Annotated in this window: 8 protein-coding genes and 1 tRNA gene; 7 read left to right on the top strand and 2 right to left on the bottom strand. The window is 61.7% G+C overall.

Going from position 1 to position 7898, the window contains the following annotated elements:
* Positions 1-190 precede the first annotated feature (190 nt).
* The 5 genes from A9X01_RS30020 (at position 191) to A9X01_RS18915 (ending at position 4917) form a co-directional block, all read left to right on the top strand.
* Positions 191-901, top strand: a complete 711-nt coding sequence (locus A9X01_RS30020; protein ID WP_155772163.1) for a hypothetical protein — start codon at positions 191-193, stop codon at positions 899-901.
* A gap of 116 nt (positions 902-1017) precedes the next feature.
* Entirely contained in the window at positions 1018-1680 is a 663-nt protein-coding gene (locus tag A9X01_RS18930) for a recombinase family protein (protein WP_065122225.1), read from the top strand.
* A 107-nt stretch (positions 1681-1787) separates the two neighbouring features.
* Positions 1788-3221: a site-specific integrase gene (locus A9X01_RS30605; protein WP_065122224.1), complete on the top strand. Its 1434-nt coding sequence runs from the start codon at positions 1788-1790 to the stop codon at positions 3219-3221.
* Positions 3222-3286: 65 nt separating this feature from the next.
* Positions 3287-4138 (top strand): DNA methyltransferase, encoded by an 852-nt coding sequence (locus A9X01_RS18920; protein WP_065122223.1) that lies wholly within the window; start codon positions 3287-3289, stop codon positions 4136-4138.
* On the top strand, positions 4135-4917 hold the full coding sequence (locus tag A9X01_RS18915) for a DNA-methyltransferase (protein WP_065122222.1): 783 nt from the start codon (positions 4135-4137) through the stop codon (positions 4915-4917). The genes A9X01_RS18920 and A9X01_RS18915 overlap by 4 nt, the downstream gene beginning before the upstream one ends.
* Here A9X01_RS18915 and A9X01_RS18910 read toward each other — a convergent pair.
* The gene (locus A9X01_RS18910) at positions 4862-6178 is read right to left on the bottom strand and encodes a hypothetical protein (RefSeq protein WP_155772162.1); all 1317 of its coding nucleotides are present in this window, start codon (positions 6176-6178) and stop codon (positions 4862-4864) included. The genes A9X01_RS18915 and A9X01_RS18910 overlap by 56 nt on opposite strands.
* 104 nt (positions 6179-6282) lie before the next feature.
* A tRNA-Gly gene (locus A9X01_RS18905) sits at positions 6283-6356 on the bottom strand.
* Between the two features lie 522 nt (positions 6357-6878).
* Here A9X01_RS18905 and A9X01_RS18900 point away from each other — a divergent pair.
* Both A9X01_RS18900 and dcd read left to right on the top strand, forming a co-directional pair.
* On the top strand, positions 6879-7532 hold the full coding sequence (locus tag A9X01_RS18900; RefSeq protein WP_065122220.1) for a VldE C-terminal domain-containing protein: 654 nt from the start codon (positions 6879-6881) through the stop codon (positions 7530-7532).
* A 48-nt stretch (positions 7533-7580) separates the two neighbouring features.
* Positions 7581-7898 (top strand): dCTP deaminase (dcd, locus tag A9X01_RS18895; RefSeq protein WP_065122219.1); only part of this gene is annotated, 318 nt, incomplete at its 3' end.

The raw sequence follows: 7898 nt of genomic DNA, 5'->3' as shown, positions 1-7898 counted from the left end.
GGGCCGGTTATCGATCGACGGCGGTTATCGCCGAGATGAGTTAGCTAGAGCGTTGTCGGCGACCACCGCAAACTGGAAAGGAAGGGAAACAAGACGACCGTGAAGGCTCTGTGTCGGAATGATGACGATTTAACTTCTCAAACTACGTAGCTCAATAAAAAGTTTGCGAACCAATGTGAAGGCGAGACCCATGACAATCACTACCTATGACAACGATTTTTCTGAAAACGACGAAGAAACCGGCAAAACACCCACGGAAACCTCGCGAAAACTATCAGTACCGGTCAAGAAATATTCACCAGAATATTGGGCTGAAAACTCAGATAAACCACGTTGCAGAGCACATCGGAGGAACGGTGATCAGTGTTTACGACCGCCAATACGCGGTGCAACAGTCTGTTTTCGGCACGGCGGGGCGGCTCCCCAGGTCAAGTCGGCGGCCAAAGCCAGGCTTGAGAACGCCGCCGACCGCATGGCCCGGGAACTACTCGGCATGGCCACCGGCGCGGAGTCAGAAGCGGTAAAGCTCAATGCTATTCGCGACGCACTCGACCGCGCGGGACTTGGCGCGAAAACCGAAGTCGCACTGGAGCTTAAGCCGTGGGAGCGACTTCTTGACGACATCGCCGGTGTCGCAACAATTTCGCGGGCTGAGCACCGCGCAATCAATGGCCGGCCACTGGTCGAAGAACCCGCCCCGGCCGACGCGATCGACGCCGAGGTAGTCGAGCCCTCCGACGAGAGCGGCCCCGAACGCGCCGCCGAGACGCCCGGGAGCGAGATGCGGTACCCCGAGACGGGCGGCGTACCGGCGGGCGATATGCCGAGCGGTACCGGGCTGATGACTTTGCAAGACGCCGCTGAGGCCGAGCGAGCACGCCGGACGGGACGACGTTGGTAGTTGTCTGTGAAGATTAAAATACCAGTTAAGAGCCATACTCTTAGTTTGCTGCTGGCGTAGAATTTGAGGCGGAAGGCGGAACCGACCGCTTTGGCCTCAACCCAAATGGAGACGACATGGAATCGAAGCTGTTCTTCGGCTACTCGCGCGTGAGCACCCTCGAACAGGCCGACACCCGCAACGGGCTCGATGCCCAGCGGTCGGCCATCGACGCCGAGGCGCTGAGGCGTGCATGGACCGTGGAGCACCACGCCGATGAAGGCGCCAGCGGCAAGTACATCAACGCCAACCTCCAGGAGGCGTTGCAACTGCTCGCCTCGGGTCAGGGCGACGGGCTGATCGTGGCCAAGCTCGACCGCCTGGCGCGTTCAATCGTCCATGCCGCCAACATAATTGACGCTGCACAAGTACAGGGTTGGTCGCTGGTCGTGCTCGATATCAACCTGGACCTGTCGACTGCTGCAGGTCGCATGATGGCGCGGACGGTCGTCAACTTCGCCGAGTACGAGCGCGAACTCATCAGTGAGCGCACCAAGGCGGGACTTGCCGCCAAGAAGGCGCGCGGTGAGCGCATCGGTCGGCCGCGTCTCGCGACCGCTGGCGTCGTGCGGCGAATCGTGTTGGACCGCAACGCAGGGCTGAGCTTCGGCCGTATCGCACGCGCTCTGGAAACCGAGGCGATCCTTAGCCCCGCTGGCCGGCCAACATGGCAGGTGTCGACAGTGCGTCGCATCTATCAGAGTGCAACCACCGCAAGCGATCTGGCGATTGCGTTATGACCTCCCCGGGGGGCGAAAACAGGGGTAGGGGTGTGTCGCTGCGGCCGACCCTCCCCGCGTAACGTGCACGAATTTTCCATGAAGTAGCAGCAAGGAGCGTTGACCACATGGCAGGAGTTCAGAAGCGCGTACGCGCGAGCGGCACAACAACGTACGTCGTCCGGTGGTACGGCCCAGACGGCAACGAGCGGAGCAAGGGAGGGTTCCGCACGCGCAAGGACGCCAAGGCGTTCGCGGTGAAGGCAGACGCCGAGACGTTGACGGGCATGGACTTCGACCCCGGCAAGGGGAAGATGCTGTTTCGGGACGCGGCGGCGATCTGGTTGGAGTCCCGCAAGGCCGACACCCGCAACAACGCTGAGAACCACCGCTACGCCCTCGCCCCGGCCGCGACCCGGCGCGGTGACGGCAGGACGCTCGGCATTGACGCGGTATTCGGCGACTACCCGCTGAACAAGATCACCCGCGAGTACATCCAGGCGTGGGTGAACCGACTCACCGAGGCGGGCAAGAAGCCGTCGACCGTGCGACACGCGTTCTGGACCGTCCGCATGGTTCTGGAGCAGGCCGTCGTGGATGGCCGGCTGGCGAAGAGCCCCGCCGAGTACATCAATCTCCCCACTGAAACTGGCACCAACGGCGGGCAGGTCGGCGTAGTCGTGGACCGGGCGCAGTTCCTCACGCCCGCACAAGTTTCAGCGCTCGTGGAGGCGACGCCTTGGCCCTACAACCTCCTGGTGCACGTCGCGGCCTGGTCGGGTCTGCGCGCAGCGGAACTCGGCGGCCTTACCATCGCGAACATCGAACTGCCGGACCCGCCGCTGAACCCGAACGCCCAGGCGAAGCCGGGCGTGTTGCGTGTCGAGCAGGCCGCGCGAGCGAAGGGTGCGGCCATCGAGTACGGTCCGCTCAAGACCAAGCAGAGCTACCGTCGCGTGCCGCTTACCGCCAAGACGACCGAGTTGTTGCGGGACTACCTCGGCCAGCACCCGCGCGTAAACGAACCGGACGCACCGCTGTTCCCCGGTACGACGTTGACGCGGCCCCGACCGACCGGCGCATCTGCGACGGCCCACCCACCGAGAGAGGCGAGTACGGGCGTCGAAGACATATCACCGAAAACCACCGCGAAGGCCCGCGCGCGACGACAGGCGGACGCCTTGGCCGAACTCACCATGGAGGACGCGGAGAAGCGGTTGGTGCTCGACTGGATCCAGCCGCTTCGCCACGCGACCTTCTACAAGGCGGTATACCGACCGGCGGTGTTGCGGGCCAACAGGCTCTCGCCGACTGCGAAGCTCGACCCCGATCAGTCGTTCCACTCGCTCCGCCACACGTACGCGAGCCTCTGTCTCGCGGCGGGCATCCGTCCCATCGACATCGCGGCGTTGATGGGGCACCGAGACGTCAAGACGACGCTGACCGTGTACGCACACCTCATCAACACGGACGACCACACCGGAAACATGGCCGCGCTCGGCGCGTTGGGGAACCGCCTCAACTCGGGGAACGTCATACCACTGGCCAAGGCTCGCCGATGAGCGGTCCACCGAGTCGTCGGACAGGTAGGCCATACTCTGAGCATCCGGCTCGCAGAGGGGAACAGATGGGGAAGTCGAATGATGAGCAGAGCCGTTCTCCCGCTAACACGCTGAACGATCTCACTGCGAAGGAGTGGCTGAGCGAGAGCGTCAGCGTCTGGACACAGCGCGGCCTTGGAGCCGGACATGCGGAGGCCGCTATCGAGCGTCAGCACCCCGCTCCTTTCTCCTACACCGACGTGAGCCGAATCATCAACATGCTCACGAAGGCGGGGGCCACCGTCCTCGACCCCTTCGTGGGTGTCGGATCGACGCTAAAAGCCTGCGCGCTATCAGGTCGGAACGGAATCGGCTTTGAGCTCTACGCACACTTTGCGGCGCTGACTCGCCAGCGGCTAGAACAAGAGGTTTCAGCCGACGCTCTCGAAGCGACCATGCAGACAGTATGGGAGGGTGATATTCGGATCCTCGCGAACAAGCTCGAGTCCGAATCGATAGACCTCATCGTCACGAGCCCGCCTTACTGGGGCATCTTGAATAAGAAGCCGGATCACAAAGTAAAGGCGGAGAGAGTCGATCCGGGTCTAGCTGTCAATTACGGTGATGACCCTCGTGATCTCGCGAACATTGAAGATTATCAAGGTTTCATCGACGAATTAGCCGCCTCATTGGCGGACTGCGCGAAAGCGTTGAAGCATAAGGCGTACATGGTCCTGATCGTTGGCGACTTCCGACACAAGAGCCGCTACTACCCGTTCCATGCCGATATTGCGCGCGCGCTCGAAAGTCGCGGTCTCACTCTGCAAGCCATGAATGTTCTCTACCAACGACACAAACGGGTGTTCCCATACGGCTACCCATACGCGTACGTTCCTAACGTCCATCATCAGAACATCGTCGTTCTTCGGAAGCTATGAAGAGAAACACTATCGTTCAAGGCGATTGCATCGAATCGCTACGCGCGTTGCCGGACAGCGTCGCGAGTCTCGTGATTGCTGATCCTCCGTACAACATCGGACCGGCATTCGGCGTCGACAAGGAATGGGACCGTTCAACCGAGTGGCTTCCGTGGTGCGAAGCATGGATCAAGGAGTGCCTCCGCATTCTGACTGCTGATGGTCAGATTTTCGTCTATGGCATTCACCACTACCAGTGCTACGTCCAGTGCCTGTTATACGACATGGGAATGAAGTACCGGCGTCAGATCATCTGGCACTACGAAAATGGTTGGAGCCGTAGCCGTAAGACTCTAGCTACTCATTACGAACCGATCTTGTGGTTCTCGAAGTCTGATTCGTACACGTATCGCCCCGTCCGCGAGCCCTATAAGAGCACCGAGCGGCTGAAGAACAAGATCATCAAGAACGGGAAGGTGTGGACGCCGAACCCTGAGGGTCGGATGGCAGGTGACGTTTGGAAGTTTCCGACGCTCGCGGGTAGGCGCTTTGAGAACGAGCGTGTTGACCACCCGACGCAGAAGCCATTGGCACTGAGCGACAGGATCATTCGCCACTTCAGTAATGAGGGTGAGTTAGTGGTCGTACCCTTCGCGGGAAGCGGGACCGAATGTGTCAGTGCAGTGCGGCTTGGGCGTGATTATTGGGGTTGTGAACTGAAGCGGGACTACGTGGACTTGGCCCTCAAGCGCCTTGAGCACGCGGCAGCGCCGCAAGTACCTCCTGGCCACGCGGATTGAGCGCTGTCGCTCCAGTTTCTGTGAACGCAATCGCCGCAACGCCGTTGTGATCTAGGAAGGTACTCAGCTCCGGACCGATGTCCGCATCAAATACAGCGCATTTAACGAGTGCCCGGTCCGGCCAACACGGTGAAACTATGAAGTAGTCGTAGTAGGCGAGTTGTGCGAGGGCAGCGCGCGCCTGCTTCGGCGCGTCGTCATCGACGGTTTTCATTTCGAAGAGGTAGCTGACGAGTTCCACTGGCGGGAGCCACACAGCGTCTTGACCCAAACTATTCTCGTGCAATTCGCCTTGATCGCTATCGCCCAGTGCCCAGATGAAGAAGTTCCGTACCAGCTGCTGGTGCTTCGACTTCCGCTCACCCAAGCGCGCCCTGGCTTCCTCCTGTTCGGCCCGGGATAGAAACCGGGGCAACGCTGCCGGCACATCTGCAGCAATCGTCTGCGCAGTTACTCGCCTGCCCGGTGATGTGGTTACACGCGCACGGAGGCGTATAGGTTGCGGCACTTCGCCCGGAGGAAGGTCAAGGACTAGTCGACCGTCATCGGTCAGACTGAAATTGTGGCCGGCGTCCTCGTAGACCAGCCCAGCTGTGACGGCCAGCCTGGGAAAGATCTTGACCGCGTTAGCTCGCGTGGTGTTGTTGATGCCGAGCGCCGCTTGGCGTTCCGCGGGTTCCATCTCATACAAGGCTGTCACCCGGTTCAATTCCTCGGGTGAATCGTCGCGGGCTTCGAGCGCAAGCTCCAAGCCTTGACGGCGGTAGCTCGGACCGACAGCGAGCAGGCTCAGCATGACGCGGGCGGGGTGTGATGTCCGTCCCGCATCGTCCGTCAGAGCAATCCGGAGCAAGCCTTCGGCGAGCATCGCGCGCTCTTCAGCGCTCCCCGGCTCTGAACTAAGAAACGCGTCTCCTTCGGCGGTCACCTCTTCCGACGTGGGGTCAATCCAATCCATATCTCGAAGTAGTCGCCGTGCGTCTCGCGCGAATGCGCGCGTGCCTTGATCAGTGCTCGGCTTTTCGCGTTCCAACTCCAGCCGTGCTTCTAGATCCTCGGGCGGAATCTGATCAAAGGGGATGCCACGGAACTCGGCGAAACCGTAGACCCCTCGACGCGCGGCGGCGGTGCCAAGTACACCGCTGTCGATTGCGTCCAAGCCGTCGATGTTGAGCTGACGCACGATGTCGAGGGTGCCTCGGATGTCCGCTATGTCGCTTATCTGGTGGCCGTAATTCTTCATCGCGCCCTTCATCAGCATCGACTCGAACGTTGCTGACACATGATACGAACGCGGCGTACGGGACCGTCACGGGACCGCGCTCCGCTAGTGGCGAAGCAATCGGGTAAAGGCCGAGGTAGATGTGGAGCCGATGACGGGAATCGAACCCGCGTATTCAGCTTGGGAAGCTGATGTTCTGCCATTGAACTACATCGGCGCGGTTGCCCAGAAAGGCTAGCACCGGCTGCCTGCGTGGGGAGCGGGAACCTCCCAGGCGTTTCGCGGGTTCGCTGGCCCGATTCGAGGGGTCGAGGCGGTGACGTGATCGAAATAACTGGAGTGCCGTCGCGAGCCGCGATCAGGACCCGGAAGTCGCCGCCGAGTCGGCACCCGGCGGGCCGTCAATGCCCAATACCGACCGTATGCCGCGTCGCCCACCCGGCCCGCTTGGCGTTGCCGCCGTCGCCAGCAGAGTCGAGTTCGAATCCGGCGACCTCCCAATGTTTTTGGCACTCAACGCCCGCGCCGGCAGCCGGTGGTCACCAGCGGCCGCCACCGGTCCGAGTTACGCCGGAGGTGCCCCTTGTAACGTGGGAATGGCGGGTTGTTCGACCGCCTAAAGCATGCGGAATGACTAATGCGTAATGTGGACAACCATTACCCATTCGCGCAATGACAACGATGAGATTGTCACGTTTACCCTTTCGTTATCATTTTTAACCTCGTATTGTGACCATCCGTGGGCAGGCACGCGTTAGCTAGGAAGAGGCGGAAAGCCCCAGCGGTGCTGGGTGCGGCCCTAGCCTCAGGAGCCGTGTTCTTCGCCGTCGGCGGTGACATCCATTCCGCCGTCGGACGGAGCGAGCAGAAGGTAGCCGCTGGTGGTCCTTGGGGCATTGAGCTCGCCACCACGGAGGCGGCACCACAAATCGACACTTCTCGCTTGAAATTCAACCTCGAAGAGGTCGCACCGGCGTCGCGCTCTCGGGCCGGCCTCGTCGGGATCCGGTCATTCCCCGTCGGCGTCGCGCCGGAGGCAGGCCTACAGGTCCGCACCATCCTGGTTGCGCGCGCGATCAGCGCACTGTTTCCCGAAATCCACCAGATCGGCGGCGTCCGGCCGGACGCGCTCAGATGGCATCCCGACGGCCTTGCGGTCGACGTGATGATCCCTGACCCCAGCTCCGACGCAGGCATCGAACTCGGCAACGCGATCGTCACGTTCGTCATGCAGAACGCGGACCAATTCGGCATCCAGGATGCCATCTGGCGTGGCACTTACTACACGCCCGGCGGTGGTGCTCAAGCCGGCGGCTACGGCCACTACGACCATGTCCACGTCACCACTACCGGTGGTGGATACCCGAGCAGCGACGACATCTTCGTCCGCTGATTCGTCCGCTGACCCAGCGCGTGCCCGTACGGCAGATACGCTCGTCGGGTGCTGCTCTCCGATCGCGACCTCAGGGCCGAAATCGCCGCGGGCCGGTTGGGCCTCGAGCCGTTCGACGACTCCCTGGTTCAGCCGTCCAGCATCGACGTCCGGCTCGACTCGCTGTTCCGCGTCTTCAACAACACGCGCTACACCCACATCGACCCGGCGAAGCAGCAGGACGAGCTGACCAGCCTGGTCGAGCCCGAACCGGGTGAGCCATTCGTCCTGCACCCCGGTGAATTCGTCCTCGGCTCGACCCTGGAGGTCTGCACGCTGCCCGACGACCTGGCCGGACGACTCGAGGGCAAGTCGTCGCTCGGCCGG

Source organism: Mycobacterium asiaticum, from assembly GCF_001668675.1.
In the GTDB taxonomy this organism is placed as follows: Bacteria; Actinomycetota; Actinomycetes; order Mycobacteriales; family Mycobacteriaceae; genus Mycobacterium; species Mycobacterium asiaticum_D.
Note: the sequence above shows the minus strand (reverse complement) of the source record. Positions and strands in the feature narration are given on the sequence as shown.

Bases quoted from the DNA above. Each gene is read 5' to 3' on its own strand.
- A9X01_RS30020 (WP_155772163.1), top strand. From the start codon at position 191: ATGACAATCACTACCTATGACAACGATTTTTCTGAAAACGACGAAGAA.
- A9X01_RS18920 (WP_065122223.1), top strand. From the start codon at position 3,287: ATGGGGAAGTCGAATGATGAGCAGAGCCGTTCTCCCGCTAACACGCTG.
- A9X01_RS18930 (WP_065122225.1), top strand. From the start codon at position 1,018: ATGGAATCGAAGCTGTTCTTCGGCTACTCGCGCGTGAGCACCCTCGAA.
- A9X01_RS18910 (WP_155772162.1), bottom strand. From the start codon at position 6,178: ATGCTGATGAAGGGCGCGATGAAGAATTACGGCCACCAGATAAGCGAC.
- A9X01_RS18915 (WP_065122222.1), top strand. From the start codon at position 4,135: ATGAAGAGAAACACTATCGTTCAAGGCGATTGCATCGAATCGCTACGC.
- A9X01_RS30605 (WP_065122224.1), top strand. From the start codon at position 1,788: ATGGCAGGAGTTCAGAAGCGCGTACGCGCGAGCGGCACAACAACGTAC.